A 15,491-nucleotide genomic window follows, 5' to 3' on the forward strand; every position below is an offset into this window, starting at 1 on the left:
GCGGCTACGCCGGGGCGTTCGCTATTACAGGTCCAGCAGCAGGCGTGCTGGATCTTCCAGCGCTTCTTTCATCGCTACCAGGCCCAGTACGGCTTCGCGGCCGTCGATGATGCGGTGGTCGTACGACATTGCCAGGTAGTTCATTGGACGCACCACGATCTGGCCGTTTTCCACGACTGCGCGGTCCTTGGTCGCATGCACGCCCAGGATCGCCGATTGTGGCGGGTTGATGATCGGGGTCGACAGCATGGAGCCGAAGGTGCCGCCGTTCGAGATCGAGAAGGTGCCGCCGGTCAGGTCGTCCAGGGTCAGCTTGCCGTCCTTGGCTTTGGCGCCGAATTCGCCGATTTTTTTCTCGATGTCGGCGATCGACAGCTGGTCGGCGTTGCGGATGATAGGCACGACCAGGCCGCGTGGCGAACCAACCGCGATACCGATGTCGAAGTAGCCATGGTACACGATGTCGTTGCCGTCAACGGAAGCGTTGATGATCGGGTATTTTTTCAGTGCAGCGACAGCAGCCTTGACGAAGAAGGACATGAAGCCCAGCTTGACGCCGTGCTCTTTTTCGAACTTGTCCTTGTATTTGTTACGCAGATCGATGACCGGCTGCATGTTCACTTCATTGAACGTGGTCAGGATGGCGTTGGTCGATTGCGATTGCAGCAGGCGCTCGGCGATACGTGCGCGCAGGCGGCTCATCGGCACGCGCTCTTCCGGACGGTCGCCCAGGTTGGCAGCGGCTGGCGTAGCAACTTGTTGCAGTGCTGGTTTGGCAGCCGCTGGCGCCAGAGGCGCAACGGCAGGCTTGGCGGAAGCGGCCAGGGCGTCGCCCTTGGTCACGCGGCCATCTTTGCCCGAACCGGCGACGTCGCCAGCGGACAGGCCTTTTTCGGACAGGATCTTGGCAGCAGCAGGCATCGCCACGTCGCCTTTGGTTGCAGCAGCTGGGGCCGATGCGGTAGCGGTGTCTTGTGCAGCGGCAGCCAGGGCTGGTGCAGGAACAGCCGATACTTCCATCGGGCTGACTTTGGCCGAACCGTCGGTATCGATGATGGCGATGACTTCGCCGGCCACCACGGTGGCGCCGTTGTCCTTGATGATCTGCACGATCACGCCAGCGCCTGGTGCTGGCAGTTCCAGGACCACTTTGTCGGTTTCGATATCGATCAGGTTTTCGTCGCGCGCCACTGGCTCGCCGACTTTTTTATGCCATGCCAGCAGGGTTGCTTCTGCAACCGATTCCGACAACTGGGGAACTTTGACTTCGATTTGTGCCATGTAAAACTCCGTTTATTTTGTTATTGCGGCGCCGCCCCTGCGTAGCAATGGCGGCGCTCCGTGCATAGTGGTCAACCGCCGCGCATGGTGCGCGGCGTCTTCGCTGCTTACTTATTTCGTAAGAATAAAGCCTTTCAGCTTCGAGAATGCCGTTTCCAGCAGATCTTTTTGCTGAGCGTAGTGCTTGTCATAGTAACCGACAGCAGGCGACGCCGAAGCAGGACGGCCGGCGTACGCCAGGCGTTGACCCGCTTCCAGGCCTTCAAAGATGTTGTGCTGGATCTGGAACCATGCGCCCTGGTTTTGCGGCTCATCCTGGGTCCATACCACTTCCACCAGGTTCGGGAACTTCTTCAGTTCCGCAGCGAACGATTTATGCGGGAACGGATACAGCTGTTCCAGGCGCACGATGGCCGTGTCGGTCTGGCCGCGGGTCTTGCGTGCGTTGACCAGGTCGTAATAGACCTTGCCCGAGCAGGCGATCACGCGTTTGACTTTCTTGGCGTCGATTTTCTCGTCGACTTCGCCGATCACGGTCTGGAAACCACCCTTGGCCAGGTCGGTCAGCGGCGAACCGGCATCCTTGTTGCGCAACAGCGATTTCGGCGTCAGGATCACCAGTGGCTTGCGGAACTGGCGCACCATTTGACGGCGCAGCAAATGGAAGATCTGCGAAGCCGTGGTCGGCTGCACCACTTGCATGTTGTTGTCTGCGCACAGCTGCAGGAAACGCTCAGGACGTGCGGACGAGTGCTCAGGACCCTGGCCTTCGTAACCGTGCGGCAGCATCATGACCAGGCCCGAAGCGCGGCCCCATTTCACTTCGCCGGAGCTGATGAACTGGTCGATCACCACTTGCGCGCCGTTGGCGAAATCGCCGAACTGGGCTTCCCAGATCGTCAGGGTGTTCGGTTCAGCGGTCGAGTAGCCGTATTCGAAGGCCAGTACAGCTTCTTCGGACAGCACCGAGTCGATCACCGTGAACGGCGCCTGGTTGTCGGACACGTTTTGCAGCGGGATGTAGGTACCTGCATCCCAACGCTCGCGGTTTTGATCGTGCAGCACGGCGTGGCGGTGCACGAAGGTGCCGCGGCCTGCATCCTGGCCCGTCAGGCGGATGGCGTAACCGGACGATACCAGCGATGCGTAGGCCAGGTGTTCGCCCATGCCCCAGTCCAGGTTCATTTCGCCGCGGCCCATGGTGGCGCGGTCGCCCAGGACTTTTTCTACCAGCGAGTGGACCTTGAACTGTTCCGGCACGGTGGTGATGCGCGACGCCAGGCGTTTCAGTTCGGTCATCGGCACGGCCGTATCAGCCGAGTCGGTCCATTTCTTGTTCAGGAACGGCAGCCAGTCGACGGCGTACTTGTTCTTGAAGTTCGAGATGACTGGATCGACCGTGTGCTTGCCGGCGTCCATCGCGTCGCGGAAGGCCGCGACCATTTTGTCGCCGCCATCGGCAGGGATCACGCCTTGCGCTACCAGCTTGTCCGCATACAGCTTGCGGGTGCCTGGATGCTGGCCGATTTTCTTGTACATCAACGGCTGCGTCAGTGCAGGCGTATCTTGCTCGTTGTGACCCAGTTTGCGGTAGCAAATGATGTCGAGCACGATATCCTTCTTGAATTCCATGCGGTAGTCGAGCGCGATTTGCGTCGCCAGCACCACGGCTTCAGGATCATCGGCATTGATGTGCAGTACCGGTGCTTCGATCATCTTGACGACGTCCGAGCAGTACAAGGTCGAACGGGCGTCGCGCGGGTCCGAGGTGGTGAAACCGATCTGGTTGTTGATCACGATGTGGACCGTGCCGCCCGTGCCGTAGCCGCGGGTTTGCGCCAGGTTCAGGGTTTCCATGACCACGCCCTGGCCGGCGAAAGCGGCATCGCCGTGTACCAGGATCGGCAGCACTTGCGCGCCGTGCACGTCGTCGCGGCGGTCCATGCGGGCCTTGACCGAACCTTCGACTACCGGGTTGACGATTTCCAGGTGCGACGGGTTGAACGCCAGCGACAGGTGGACCGGGCCGCCTGCGGTGGAGATGTCCGACGAGAAGCCTTGATGGTACTTCACGTCGCCGGCCGGCAGGTCGTCGCCATGCTTGCCTTCGAATTCTTCGAACAGTTCCTGTGGCGCCTTGCCCAGGGTGTTCACCAGTACGTTCAGGCGGCCGCGGTGGGCCATGCCGATGACGATTTCCTGCACGCCTTTTTCGCCGGCGCGCTGGATGGTTTCATCCATCGAGGCGATGAAGGTTTCGCCGCCTTCCAGGGAGAAGCGCTTCTGGCCCACGTAACGGGTGTGCAGATAGCGTTCCAGGCCTTCAGCCGCGGTCAGGCGGTCGAGGATGTGGATTTTTTTCTCTGGGGTGAAATTCGGAGTGGAGCGGATCGCTTCCAGTTTCTCTTGCAGCCAGCGCTTTTCGGCCGGGTCGGAGATGTACATGAATTCGGCGCCGATCGAACGCGTATAGGTATCGCGCAGATAGTTCAGCAGATCGCGCAGGGTGGCGGTCTCGGGGCCAAAATAGGTATTGCTGATGTTGAACACGGTGTCCATGTCCGCGTCGGTGAAACCGTAGAAGCTCGGTTCCAGTTCCGGCAGCGAAGGACGTTCCTGGCGTTGCAGCGGGTCCAGGTTGGCCCAGTGCGAACCGAGGTAGCGGTAAGCGGCGATCAGCTGGGTAGCGGCGACGCGCTTGCGGCCCATTTCAGCATCGAAGGAAGCGGTCACTGTGCGGATCGGACCTGCTTTTGCGCGCTCGGCGAACGAGGCGATGACCGAGGCGTGCGCCACGTCAGGCTTGTTGGTGCCATCGACTGCAGGCACGTGCTGCATCGCGTCGAAATAGGCGCGCCAGTTGTCCGGTACCGAACCTGGATTATTGAGATACGCTTCGTACAGATCTTCTACGTACGGAGCATTCCCACCAAACAGGTAGGAGTTGGACGTATATTGTTGCATCATATTGCTCACCTTTCTTCGCGCTTCGCGAGATTAGCGGGTTAATCTAACCTTCCGCGACACGGCCTGACCGGTTAGCGGATTGCACATCAAGTTGTGGGGGAAGGGCTTTTGTTGCGCCAGCATTCTTCATACCGTGATTTAGAATAGCACGCGGTATTGTAACGCAACAACGACTCCTTGAATTTTATTTGGCAAGCAAATGTAAGCTTTGCGGGGCATGTTCTCACGCTTGTGTTGTTCCACTGCCAAGCTTGCCTGTCCGCTTGCGCGAAAGTGGTCTGCCCGACAACGCAATATCACTGGCCAGCTGACCTGTCAGCGCCTGCCAGCGGGGGTCATGGGCAAACCAGTCGACGAGAAAATCGAGCATGGTGCGCAGCAAGGGCGACATGTGCTGGCGTGACGTATAGATACCGTAAATGCCCATCGACTGCGGCCGCCACGCGGGCAGCAATTCCACCAGTTGCCCACTGGCGATCAGCGGCGCCGCCGAAAAACGCGGCTGCAGCGAAATGCCCGCCCCTTCCACCGTGGCCACCAGCAAGACCAGCGACTCGTTGGCCGACAAGCGCCCGCTCACCGGGACAGTGAGCGCTTCCCCCTGATGCGTGAACTGCCACAGGCTCTTGCCGAAATAGGTATAGGTCAGGCAATTGTGCAGGGCCAGGTCTTCCGCCCGGCGCGGCGTGCCGTGCGCCGCCAGGTAGACGGGCGAGGCGACCACCACCGAGTCGCAACTGGCCAGCTGGCGCGCGATCAGGTTCGGCTCCAGCGCATTGGTGATGCGGATCGCCAGGTCGATGCGCTGCTCGACCAGGTTGACGGCGCGGTTTTCCATCTGCAGGTCGACGGCGGCGCGCGGGTAACGCTGCAGGTAAGTGGCCACTGCGCCAGCCAGCGCCGTTTGCGCCAGCGACTGCGAGCAGGTAATGCGCAGCAAGCCATGCGGCGTGTCCGCGCCGTCCAGCGAAGTGACGGCCATGGCGCCCGCCACTTCCAGCATCTGGCGGCAGCGCGCCAGCGTGGCGTCACCGGCATCCGTCAAGCTCAGGCGGCGCGTGGTGCGATGCAAGAGCCGCGCCCCGGCCCACTGCTCCATCTCGGCCAGGTAGCGCGTGACCATGGCGCGCGACATGTCGAGCGCCTCGCTGGCGGCCACCATGCTGCCCCGTTCGGCGATGGCGACAAATACTTGCGCCGCGGTTATGCGGTCCATGATGCTGCTGGCATGGTTGATCCGATGTGATGAATGAAGTTGCTAATTTACCGTGTTTTGACGAAATGCCCCACTGCATGATCTGCGTCTATTGCCGAAGCCCCCTGATACAGGGGCCAGCGGAGGTAAAATATGGCATTGAAGGAGAGCATCATGAATGATATTTCAGGCAATACATTAAGAGCAATTATTGCCGCCCAGGTCAGGCTGGTCAGTCTCGGCAACGACCTGAGCGCGGTGATGGATGCAGCCTCGGCCACGGCAGCCGAACTGACGGGCGCCGATGGCGCGGTGGTCGAACTGCTGGAAGGCGAGGACATCGTCTACCGCTCCGCCTGCGGCCTGGCGGAACCCCAGCTGGGGCTACATATGCCGGTGGCGAACAGCCTGTCCGGTTTTTGCCTGAGCCATCAAACGGCGGCCATCTGCAACGATAGCGAAACCGATACGCGGGTCAACCGCGAAGCGTGCCGCAAGGTGGGCCTGCGGGCGATGATCATCGTGCCCTTGATTGCGGACAAGCAAGCCATCGCCGTCATGAAACTGGTCTGGACCACCCCACGCGACTTTCAAGACGGTGAAGCGGAAATCGCACAATTGCTGGCCAACATGGCCGCCGTGCTGATGCACCGGGCGGCGCAGGAAGGCCCGGCGATCCTGCGGCAACGATTGACCCTCGATGAAGAGACCGGCACGCCGAACCGCTCCTTCTTCCACGAACAGCTGCAGGTAAAAGTGGCTGCGGCCGGCAAGAATGCGGGCCAGATGGCGATCGCCATGTTCCGCATCGAAGGCCTGGACAGCTTGCGCGAGGCGGCAGGCAAGCAGATGCCGGCCATCCTGCTGGAAATCTCGCGCCGGATAGAACGCGAATGCCGGGTGGGAGACATCGTGGCGCGCACCGGCGCCAATGAATTTTCCGTCATGCTGGGCATGGCGGGACGGCGCTCGATCGTCACCAGCCAGGCCCACCGCATCAGCCAGGCCATCATTGCCGAACCCTTGATACTGGACCAGGAAAGCAAAAGCCGGCTGCTGCTGCGCGCCGGCAGCGCCCTCTTCCCTGAAGATGGCAGTTCGGTGTCGGCGCTGGTGCAGTCGGCCAGGGTGGTGCTGGGCAGGGATACGCCCACCATGGAGCTGCGCATCCGCCCCCACTAAGCCGCTGCGCCGTAGTCAGTCCTTACAGCGCGGTTAAAAAGCGCGCGTATTCCACCGCGCTTTGTTGCACGCGCTCCGCATACGCCGGCTCTGCATCGCCATATTCGGCGCCATAGAAGGCAAACAGCTGGCGGCCTTCGGCCTGGATGTAATTGAACGTCACCTCGAATGGCGCCAGCAGCTGCGCCAGTGTGTGCCCCCACTTGCCTTCCGGGCTAAAGTCTGCCTGGTTGATGCCGGCCGTCACGCCCAGCGCCACCTTGCGCCCCTTGAAGGCATCGCCGCCCGTGCCATAGGCCCAGCCATAGGCCAGCACGTCATCGAGCCACTTCTTCATCAGTGGCGGGCAATTGAACCAGTACATGGGGAATTGCAGCACCACATTGCCATGCGCCTCCACCAGCGCCTGCTCTTTCGCCACATCGATATGGCCATCAGGATAAGCCTGGTGCAGATGGTGGATGGTGAACTGCTCGGGATACAGGCTCAGTTCCTGCAGCCAGCGCTGGTTGACGACCGAGTTTTCAATCTTGGGATGAACAACGATAACGAGTGTTTTCATGCTGCTTCTTTCACGAGGATGGGATCGATGGAAGGCGCCCTGCATGTGAAAAACAGGCAAGCGGGCGCCCTCCCTGCAAGTAGGTACTCGCATTGATCAGGTAGAAACAGCATAGCTTTAGTGAGTATCTTTAACAAGTACGCACATTTTCTATGCATACAGTAACAAAAGTAAGTAATAGGATAGAATGCGGCCTGAGACAGTACTCATTGACAGCATCAGGACGGCTGGTGCGCCTCGCCCCACTCGCACAGGGTGTTGAGGACGGGGATCAGCGATGCGCCCTTGTCAGAGAGAAAATATTCGACCTTGGGCGGCACTTGCGGGTATTCCTTGCGGACGATCAAGCCATCGGCTTCCAGCTCTTTCAGCACCACGCTGAGGGTTTTGAAGGCGATGCCGCCCAGATAGCGCTTGAGCTCATTGTGGCGCAGCAGCTTGTGTTCGGCCAGCACATACAGGATCAGCATCTTGTACTTGCCACCGATCAGCGACAAGGTATAGCCGAAGCCGGTATCGATGAGGGCCACGCCGCTGGGGACGCAGAGATCGTCATTCATGACTATGTTTCTTTACTCGCGAAGGTTGAAAATGGCAGCGTAGCAGCTTTGCGCCCTGTCGGCCATGGAAAGTAGCGCGCATAAAAAAAGCGAGCCATCAGGCTCGCTTTTTTGCGCCAGGCCGCAAGGCCCGGCAAGATCAACACGCTGAAATTAAGCGCGCTTATCCAGTGGCAACACTTCGCGCGTGGTCGAACCGACGAACAGCTGGCGTGGACGGCCGATTTTTTGCTCTGGGTCGGCGATCATTTCGTTCCATTGGGCGATCCAGCCGATGGTGCGGGCCATGGCGAAGATACCGGTGAACAGCGATACCGGGATGCCCAGTGCCGATTGCACGATGCCCGAGTAGAAGTCGACGTTTGGATACAGTTTGCGCGAAACGAAGTAGTCGTCGTTCAGTGCAATTTTTTCCAGTTCCATCGCCAGTTTGAACAGTGGGTCGTCTTGCAGGCCCAGTTCGTTCAGCACTTCGTAGCAGGTTTCACGCATCAGTTTGGCGCGTGGGTCGAAGTTTTTGTACACGCGGTGGCCAAAGCCCATCAGCTTGACGCCGGAGTTCTTGTCCTTGACTTGCTCGATGAACGCTGGGATGTTGTCGACGGTGCCGATTTCTTTCAGCATGTTCAGTGCAGCTTCGTTCGCGCCGCCGTGGGCAGGGCCCCACAGGCAGGCGATACCGGCAGCGATACACGCGAACGGGTTGGCGCCCGACGAACCGGCCAGGCGGACGGTCGAGGTCGATGCGTTTTGCTCGTGGTCTGCGTGCAGGATCAGGATACGGTCCAGGGCGCGCACCAGCACGTCGTTGACTTTGTATTCTTCGCATGGATTGCCGAACATCATGCGCATGAAGTTGGCGCTGTACGACAGGTCGTTGCGTGGGTACACGAACGGCTGGCCGATCGAGTATTTATAGGCCATCGCCACCAGGGTAGGCATCTTGGCGATCAGGCGGATCGCCGACACTTCACGGTGCGTGGCGTTGTTGATGTCCAGCGAATCATGGTAGAACGACGCCAGCGCGCCGACGGTGCCCACCAGGACCGACATCGGATGCGCATCGCGGCGGAAGCCACGGAAGAAGAATTGCATTTGCTCGTGCACCATGGTGTGCTTGGTCACGGTTTCAACGAATTCAGCTTTTTGCGCTGCGTTAGGCAGTTCGCCGTTCAGCAACAGGTAGCACGATTCCATGAAGTCGGCGTTCACGGCCAACTGTTCGATCGGGTAACCGCGGTACAGCAGCTCGCCCTTGTCACCGTCGATGTAGGTGATCGACGAATTGCACGAGGCGGTCGACATAAAGCCTGGGTCGTAGGTGAACTTGCCACTACCGGCGTACAGTTTGCGGATGTCGATGACGTCCGGACCTACCGTGCCTTTGTAGATAGGAAATTCAAGCGATGGGCTGCCATCGGAGAACGACAGGGTAGCTTTTGTGTCAGAGGTATTCATGGGCTCTTCCTTCTCGGGAGTGAGTCGAAATTAAAATCAAAAAATTCTGGCTGCAATTCGCACCGCACTTCGGCAGTGCTACAGCGCGCCACTCGCACCGTTTGCAATATATCGCCCAGGCGTCTAGGCAATGCGCAGTCGTTGCAGCAGTGCGTGCACGTGCAGCAGATCGACTTCGCCTTCCGGCTCTTTACGAGCCAGTACCAGATCCATCAACGCATTGTCCGACAAATCGAGCAAACGCGTCAGCGCGTCAACTTCCTCGTCGGTCAATTCGGTTTCATACGCATCGAGAAAACGAGTGAGAATGATATCGTTTTCCAGCAGGCCACGCCGTGAGCGCCAGCGCAGGCGGGCGCGGTTGGCCGGGTCGGCCTGATGCGAGGACAAAATTGGGTCTGTCATTTTGTTCAACACTTTCGGTGTGCCTTGACGGCACGGTACTACTTTGCAGGCGCCGCCTGCCCGGAAAGGCGGTTGCCCTCCCCTGCTGGCGGCGCCCGGCGGACGCAATACTGAAAAATCAGATCGCGCGGCGAACCATCAATTCCTTGATCTTGCCGATCGCCTTGTTCGGGTTCAAACCTTTAGGGCAGACATCGACGCAGTTCATGATCGAATGGCAGCGGAACAGACGGTACGGATCTTCCAGGTTGTCCAGACGCGCGCCGGTGGCTTCATCGCGCGAATCGGCGATGAAGCGGTAAGCTTGCAGCAGGCCAGCCGGGCCGACGAACTTGTCCGGGTTCCACCAGAACGACGGGCACGAGGTGGAGCAGCAGGCGCACAGGATGCATTCGTACAGGCCATCGAGTTCTTCGCGCTGTTCCGGCGATTGCAGGCGTTCTTTTTCAGGCGGGATCGAATCGTTGATCAGGAACGGCTTGATCGAATCGTACTGCTTGAAGAACTGCGTCATGTCGACGATCAGGTCGCGGATCACTGGCAAGCCTGGCAACGGACGCAGCACGATAGGCTCGGTCAGTTCGTTCAGGTTGGTGGTGCAGGCCAGGCCGTTCTTGCCGTTGATGTTCATCGCGTCCGAACCGCACACGCCTTCGCGGCACGAGCGGCGCAGGGCCAGCGAGTCATCGACGTCCGCCTTGATGCGCTGCAGTGCGTCGAGCAGCATCTTGTCGGTGTCTTTCAGTTCGACCGTCAGGTCTTGCATGTACGGCTTGGCATCCTGGTCAGGATCGTAGCGGTAGATTTTGAATTTAAGAGTGCGTGCCATGGTATAGCCTTAGAAAGTGCGTGGTTTCGGTTTGAAGGTATCTACCGTCAGCGGCTTGGTCACGACTGGCTTGTATTCCAGTCGGTTGCCTTCCGAGTACCACAGCGTGTGCTTCATCCAGTTGTCGTCGTCGCGGTGCGGGTAATCGTCCTGGGCATGGGCGCCGCGCGATTCCTTGCGGGCTGCTGCCGAGACGATGGTCGCTTTTGCCGTTTCGATCAGGTTGTCCAGTTCCAGCGCTTCCACGCGGGCCGTGTTGAAGACCTTCGATTTATCCTTGAACGAGACGTGCTTGCGGCGCTCGTCGAGCTTCATGATTTCTTCGACGCCCTTGTTCAGCATCGCATCGGTACGGAACACGCCACAGTATTTCTGCATGGTGGCGCGGATATCGTTCGCCACGCCCTGCACGGTTTCCGTGCCGGTCGAGTTTTCCAGGCGCTGCAGGCGGCCCATGGCGAAATCGGCAGCGTCGGCTGGCAAAGGCTTGTTTTCCTTGGCTTTCAGGCCGCTGTTGACGATATGGTTACCGGCCGCGCGGCCGAAGACCACCAGGTCCAGCAGCGAGTTGGTGCCCAGGCGGTTGGCGCCGTGTACCGAGACGCAGGCACATTCGCCGATTGCGTACAGGCCGTTGACGACCTTGGCCGAACCTTCCGGACCGGTTGGCGTGACCACCTGGCCGTGGATGTTGGTCGGAATGCCGCCCATCTGGTAGTGAATCGTCGGGACGACAGGAATCGGTTCCTTGGTCGCATCGACGTTGGCAAACTTGTGGCCGATTTCCAGGATCGAAGGCAGACGCTTGGCGATGGTGTCGGCGCCGATATGACGCAGGTCCAGCATCACGTGATCCTTGTTCGGACCGCAGCCGCGGCCTTCCTTGATTTCCTGGTCCATCGAACGCGACACGAAATCGCGCGGCGCCAGATCCTTCAGGGTCGGCGCATAGCGCTCCATGAAGCGTTCGCCTTCGCTGTTGATCAGGATACCGCCTTCGCCGCGCACGCCTTCGGTGATCAGCACGCCCGCGCCGGCCACGCCGGTCGGGTGGAATTGCCAGAATTCCATGTCTTGCAGTGGCAGGCCGGCACGTGCCGCCATGCCCATGCCGTCGCCGGTGTTAATGAAGGCATTGGTCGAGGCAGCGAAGATGCGGCCTGCGCCACCGGTGGCCATGATCGTGGTCTTGGCTTCCAGGATCATGCATTCGCCGGTTTCCATTTCCAGTGCAACAACACCGATCACGTCGCCGTCGGCGTCGCGGATCAGGTCCAGCGCCATCCATTCCACGAAGAAGTGGGTACGCGCGCGCACGTTGCGCTGATACAAGGTATGCAGCAGGGCGTGACCGGTACGGTCAGCGGCCGCGCAAGCGCGCTGCACCGGCTTTTCGCCGAAATGGGCCGTGTGGCCGCCGAATGGACGCTGATAAATGGTGCCGTCCGGGTTGCGGTCGAATGGCATGCCGAAGTGTTCCAGTTCGTACACGACCTTCGGTGCTTCACGGCACATGAATTCGATGGCGTCCTGGTCGCCCAGATAGTCGCCACCCTTGACGGTGTCGAACATATGCCAGAACCAGTTGTCTTCGGCCATGTTGCCGAGCGACGCGCCGATACCGCCCTGCGCCGCAACAGTGTGCGAGCGGGTCGGGAAAACCTTGGACAAGACAGCGACGTTCAGACCGGCTTCAGCCAGTTGCAACGACGCGCGCATGCCGGAACCGCCGGCGCCAACGATCACCGCATCAAAGCGGCGGGTAGGGATTGCAGATTTATATGCTGCCACGATTACACACTCCAGAGTATCTGTACCGTCCAGCCGGCACAAGCGATCAACCACAGCATGGTGGCAATTTGCAGGGTCAGACGGAGGCCAGCGCTTTTCACGTAGTCCATCCAGATGTCGCGTACGCCGACCCATGCGTGGTAAAACAGCGCCAGGAACGTCACCAGGCTGATCAATTTAAACCATTGCTGTGCGAACAAACCAGCCCAGCCTTCATAGGTGAAGTTGCTGCCAGTCAAGAAAGCGATGAGCAGGATGGCAACGTATGCCACCATGACGATGGCGGTGACGCGTTGCGCCAGCCAGTCGCGCAAGCCGTAGTGGGCACCGACGACGAGGCGTTTCGGTCCGATGTTATTGTCTGCCATGTTTAAAATACTCCAAACAGTTTCAAAGCGACCAGGGCGGTCAGCACCAGGCTCACGACCAGCACCGAGGAAGCGGTCTTGCGTGCCGACTGCTTTTCGATGGCGACGTGCACATCCATGAACAGGTGGCGGATACCGGCGCAGAAGTGGTGCAGGAAGGCCCATACCAGGCCCAGCGTGATCAATTTGACCAGCCAGTGCGAGGCGATGCCGTGGAAGTAGGCGTAGGACATTTCGGAACGCAAGCTCAGTTCCAGCATGTACAGGATGCAAGGCAGCAGGGCGAACATGATGAAGCCACTGATACGGTGCAGGATCGAGACGATGGCGCCAACGGCCATGCGGTAGTTAGACAATTCAGTAACATGAATGTTACGGAATTGCGGCCGTTCTTTTTTTGGTACTTCTCTTACGGCTTCAGACATAACAAAAACCTCCCCTTTGAATTTCAACTAAATATTGAAGCCGCGATTTTCGCCGATTTTCGCAACCCACACCAATATCTATTGTTACATATAACCAAAATGGTTTTTTACTACACAACTTCGCGCTACTTTCCGTAGTTCACGTAATTTAATTACAGAAACACCTGCACTGCTGTCGCCCGCCGGGGCTGGCAACGCCTTGCCTGCGTCCTGTCGTCTCCCATGCCCGCCTCGCGACCGGCACGTCACAAGCGATGAGCTTCAGCCTTGCCACTTGTTCGGGCGTCCAGGGACGCCCCGCGGCTTTCAGCTGAGTTCATTCTGGTAATGATGATGACTGGTCAGGTACAAGCCCCGACGCAGTTCGACCGGCTTGTCGCCGTAGGTAAACGACACGCGCTCCGAGCTGAGCAGCGGCGTGCCGGCCTCGATATTTAACAATTGCGCGGCGTCGGCGTCGGCGCACACGGCGCGGATCTGCTCGGACGCCCGTATCATGCGCGTACCAAATTCTGTTTCAAACAGGCCATACATCGGCCCCTTGTATTCCACCAGGCGCTCGGCCGTCAGGCCCTTGAAGATCAGGCCAGGCAACCATAGCTCTTCGACGATGGTCGGCACGCCATCGAAATACTGCACGCGCTTGATGAAGATGACGGCGTCGCCCGATTTCAATTCCATCAGGCGCGCCACGTCGGCCGGCGCGCGCACGCGGCGGACTTCTAAAAACTTGCTTTCAGGATAATGCGGCACGCCTTCGTCCGGCACCAGGCGCAGGAAGCGGAAATGCGCGCGCGCCTCGTGGTGGGTCGAGACAAAGGTGCCCTTGCCCTGGCGGCGCATGACCAGGTTTTCGGCGGCCAGCTCATCGATGGCCTTGCGCACCGTGCCCTGGCTGACCTTGAAGCGGCCGGCCAGTTCGACTTCACTGGGGATCAGCTCGCCCGGCTTCCACTCGCCCGACTGCAGGCTCTGCGTGATGAGCGCCTTGATTTGCTGGTACAGCGGACTGAAGGTGGGCGAGGCGCTGGCGACGGGCGCAGCCGTGGCCGGAGTGGCCGCCGCGGCAGCAGGAGTGACACTGGCCGGGCTGCCCGCGGTCGGACTGACCGCCCCGCTTGCAGCAGTGGCATTGGTGGTCAGATTGGACGAGGCGGAATTCATAGTCCGACATTTCAACACAAATCACCGCACACGTCCAGCAAAACACTAGAACTTTGCTGTCTTATATAAGACATAAGATATGATTGACAGATGGGAATCGGAGGCCTAAACTGCCCTCGATAAAACTTGTGAGCCAGCGTTTTATGCTGCCGGCCAGCCACTCTGGCATCGTGCAGCACAACCGTTACGGTTGCGTACACCGGCAATTCGGTGGCGTCGGCCGGTTTTGGTATCATTACAGTTTTTCCGGACAAGCGTAGGCCCAGCCTCAAGCCCGTTTTCTTATCCCATTTTTGGAGATTCATCATGGCTAAAACCCCAATGCGTGTTGCAGTGACCGGCGCCGCCGGCCAGATCGGCTACGCCCTGTTGTTCCGCATCGCCAACGGCGACATGCTCGGTAAAGACCAGCCTGTTATCCTGCAATTGCTTGAAATCCCGGACGAAAAAGCCCAGAAAGCGCTCAAGGGCGTGATGATGGAAATCGACGACTGCGCGTTCCCGCTGCTGACCGAGATGACCGCTCACTCCGATCCGCTGACCGCCTTCAAGGATGTCGACGTTGCCGTACTGGTGGGCGCACGTCCACGCGGCCCAGGCATGGAACGCAAGGACCTGCTGGAAGCGAATGCACAGATCTTCACGGTACAAGGCAAGGCACTGGACGCCGTCGCTTCGCGCAACGTGAAAGTCCTGGTGGTCGGCAATCCAGCCAACACCAATGCCTACATCGCCATGAAATCGGCGCCATCGCTGCCAGCGAAAAACTTCACCGCCATGCTGCGCCTGGACCACAACCGCGCCCTGTCGCAAGTGGCTGCCAAGACCGGCACCGCCGTGAAGGACATCGAAAAGCTGACCGTCTGGGGCAACCACTCGCCGACGATGTACGCCGACTACCGCTTCGCCACCGTCAACGGCAAGGCTGTCAAGGACCTGATCAACGACCAGGAATGGAACGCCAACACCTTCCTGCCGACCGTCGGCAAGCGCGGCGCAGCCATCATCGATGCACGCGGCCTGTCGTCGGCAGCGTCGGCAGCGAACGCCGCCATCGACCATATCCATGACTGGATCCTGGGCACCAACGGCAAATGGACCACCATGGGCGTTCCTTCGGATGGCTCGTATGGCATCCCTGAAGGCACCGTGTTCGGCTTCCCGGTCACCACCGAAAACGGTGAGTACACCATCGTTCAAGGCCTGGAAATCGATGCATTCTCGCAAGAGCGCATCAACCTGACCCTGAAAGAACTGACCGAAGAGCGCGAAGGCGTGAAACACCTGCTGGCCTAAGTCCAGTG

At 59.5% G+C, this 15,491-nt stretch carries 14 protein-coding genes; 2 read left to right on the plus strand and 12 right to left on the minus strand.

Annotation, left to right across the window (positions count from 1 at the left end):
* Nucleotides 1–24: 24 nt before the first annotated feature.
* The 3 genes from odhB to ACL9RI_RS10030 form a co-directional block, all read right to left on the minus strand.
* Nucleotides 25–1,281, minus strand: coding sequence for a 2-oxoglutarate dehydrogenase complex dihydrolipoyllysine-residue succinyltransferase (gene odhB, locus ACL9RI_RS10020; protein ID WP_422726415.1), 1,257 nt, complete (start codon nucleotides 1,279–1,281; stop codon nucleotides 25–27).
* Between the two features lie 111 nt (nucleotides 1,282–1,392).
* On the minus strand, nucleotides 1,393–4,248 hold the full coding sequence (locus tag ACL9RI_RS10025; protein ID WP_422726416.1) for a 2-oxoglutarate dehydrogenase E1 component: 2,856 nt from the start codon (nucleotides 4,246–4,248) through the stop codon (nucleotides 1,393–1,395).
* A 223-nt stretch (nucleotides 4,249–4,471) separates the two neighbouring features.
* Entirely contained in the window at nucleotides 4,472–5,464 is a 993-nt protein-coding gene (locus ACL9RI_RS10030) for a LysR family transcriptional regulator (RefSeq protein WP_422726417.1), read from the minus strand.
* Between the two features lie 153 nt (nucleotides 5,465–5,617).
* On the opposite strand from ACL9RI_RS10030, the gene ACL9RI_RS10035 reads away from it, so the two are divergent.
* Nucleotides 5,618–6,625 carry a sensor domain-containing diguanylate cyclase gene (locus ACL9RI_RS10035; protein WP_422726418.1) on the plus strand — a complete coding sequence of 336 codons (1,008 nt, stop codon included), beginning with the start codon at nucleotides 5,618–5,620 and terminating at the stop codon, nucleotides 6,623–6,625.
* A 22-nt stretch (nucleotides 6,626–6,647) separates the two neighbouring features.
* Here ACL9RI_RS10035 and ACL9RI_RS10040 read toward each other — a convergent pair whose 3' ends face one another.
* From ACL9RI_RS10040 to ACL9RI_RS10080, 9 genes are all read right to left on the minus strand, one after another.
* A complete protein-coding gene (locus ACL9RI_RS10040) occupies nucleotides 6,648–7,187 on the minus strand; it encodes an NAD(P)H-dependent oxidoreductase (protein WP_422726419.1) in 540 nt (179 codons plus the stop codon).
* Nucleotides 7,188–7,405: 218 nt separating this feature from the next.
* Nucleotides 7,406–7,747, minus strand: coding sequence for a winged helix-turn-helix transcriptional regulator (locus ACL9RI_RS10045; protein ID WP_422726420.1), 342 nt, complete (start codon nucleotides 7,745–7,747; stop codon nucleotides 7,406–7,408).
* 153 nt (nucleotides 7,748–7,900) lie between these two features.
* The gene (gltA, locus tag ACL9RI_RS10050; RefSeq protein ID WP_422726421.1) at nucleotides 7,901–9,205 is read right to left on the minus strand and encodes a citrate synthase; all 1,305 of its coding nucleotides are present in this window, start codon (nucleotides 9,203–9,205) and stop codon (nucleotides 7,901–7,903) included.
* Nucleotides 9,206–9,328: 123 nt separating this feature from the next.
* On the minus strand, nucleotides 9,329–9,610 hold the full coding sequence (locus tag ACL9RI_RS10055; protein WP_422726422.1) for a succinate dehydrogenase assembly factor 2: 282 nt from the start codon (nucleotides 9,608–9,610) through the stop codon (nucleotides 9,329–9,331).
* Between the two features lie 118 nt (nucleotides 9,611–9,728).
* Nucleotides 9,729–10,439 carry a succinate dehydrogenase iron-sulfur subunit gene (locus tag ACL9RI_RS10060; RefSeq protein ID WP_422726423.1) on the minus strand — a complete coding sequence of 237 codons (711 nt, stop codon included), beginning with the start codon at nucleotides 10,437–10,439 and terminating at the stop codon, nucleotides 9,729–9,731.
* 9 nt (nucleotides 10,440–10,448) lie between these two features.
* A complete protein-coding gene (gene sdhA / locus ACL9RI_RS10065) occupies nucleotides 10,449–12,230 on the minus strand; it encodes a succinate dehydrogenase flavoprotein subunit (protein WP_422726424.1) in 1,782 nt (593 codons plus the stop codon).
* A gap of 2 nt (nucleotides 12,231–12,232) precedes the next feature.
* Complete coding sequence (sdhD, locus tag ACL9RI_RS10070) at nucleotides 12,233–12,598, minus strand: succinate dehydrogenase, hydrophobic membrane anchor protein (protein ID WP_183675952.1); 366 nt, start codon at nucleotides 12,596–12,598, stop codon at nucleotides 12,233–12,235.
* A 2-nt stretch (nucleotides 12,599–12,600) separates the two neighbouring features.
* Nucleotides 12,601–13,023, minus strand: coding sequence for a succinate dehydrogenase, cytochrome b556 subunit (gene sdhC / locus ACL9RI_RS10075; RefSeq protein ID WP_183675951.1), 423 nt, complete (start codon nucleotides 13,021–13,023; stop codon nucleotides 12,601–12,603).
* 306 nt (nucleotides 13,024–13,329) lie between these two features.
* Nucleotides 13,330–14,187 carry a GntR family transcriptional regulator gene (locus ACL9RI_RS10080; protein ID WP_422726425.1) on the minus strand — a complete coding sequence of 286 codons (858 nt, stop codon included), beginning with the start codon at nucleotides 14,185–14,187 and terminating at the stop codon, nucleotides 13,330–13,332.
* 306 nt (nucleotides 14,188–14,493) lie between these two features.
* On the opposite strand from ACL9RI_RS10080, the gene ACL9RI_RS10085 reads away from it, so the two are divergent.
* A complete protein-coding gene (locus tag ACL9RI_RS10085) occupies nucleotides 14,494–15,483 on the plus strand; it encodes a malate dehydrogenase (protein WP_422726426.1) in 990 nt (329 codons plus the stop codon).
* The last annotated feature ends 8 nt before the right edge of the window (nucleotides 15,484–15,491 follow it).

The sequence above is a fragment of the Janthinobacterium sp. Mn2066 genome (genome assembly GCF_049319705.1).
Lineage (GTDB): Bacteria > Pseudomonadota > Gammaproteobacteria > Burkholderiales > Burkholderiaceae_D > Janthinobacterium.

Excerpts from the sequence above, each read along its gene's own strand:
- odhB (WP_422726415.1), bottom strand. The coding sequence starts at position 1,281 with ATGGCACAAATCGAAGTCAAAGTTCCCCAGTTGTCGGAATCGGTTGCA.
- ACL9RI_RS10025 (WP_422726416.1), bottom strand. The coding sequence starts at position 4,248 with ATGATGCAACAATATACGTCCAACTCCTACCTGTTTGGTGGGAATGCT.
- ACL9RI_RS10030 (WP_422726417.1), bottom strand. The coding sequence starts at position 5,464 with ATGGACCGCATAACCGCGGCGCAAGTATTTGTCGCCATCGCCGAACGG.
- ACL9RI_RS10035 (WP_422726418.1), top strand. The coding sequence starts at position 5,618 with ATGAATGATATTTCAGGCAATACATTAAGAGCAATTATTGCCGCCCAG.
- ACL9RI_RS10040 (WP_422726419.1), bottom strand. The coding sequence starts at position 7,187 with ATGAAAACACTCGTTATCGTTGTTCATCCCAAGATTGAAAACTCGGTC.
- ACL9RI_RS10045 (WP_422726420.1), bottom strand. The coding sequence starts at position 7,747 with ATGAATGACGATCTCTGCGTCCCCAGCGGCGTGGCCCTCATCGATACC.
- gltA (WP_422726421.1), bottom strand. The coding sequence starts at position 9,205 with ATGAATACCTCTGACACAAAAGCTACCCTGTCGTTCTCCGATGGCAGC.
- ACL9RI_RS10055 (WP_422726422.1), bottom strand. The coding sequence starts at position 9,610 with ATGACAGACCCAATTTTGTCCTCGCATCAGGCCGACCCGGCCAACCGC.
- ACL9RI_RS10060 (WP_422726423.1), bottom strand. The coding sequence starts at position 10,439 with ATGGCACGCACTCTTAAATTCAAAATCTACCGCTACGATCCTGACCAG.
- sdhD (WP_183675952.1), bottom strand. The coding sequence starts at position 12,598 with ATGGCAGACAATAACATCGGACCGAAACGCCTCGTCGTCGGTGCCCAC.
- sdhC (WP_183675951.1), bottom strand. The coding sequence starts at position 13,023 with ATGTCTGAAGCCGTAAGAGAAGTACCAAAAAAAGAACGGCCGCAATTC.
- ACL9RI_RS10080 (WP_422726425.1), bottom strand. The coding sequence starts at position 14,187 with ATGAATTCCGCCTCGTCCAATCTGACCACCAATGCCACTGCTGCAAGC.
- ACL9RI_RS10085 (WP_422726426.1), top strand. The coding sequence starts at position 14,494 with ATGGCTAAAACCCCAATGCGTGTTGCAGTGACCGGCGCCGCCGGCCAG.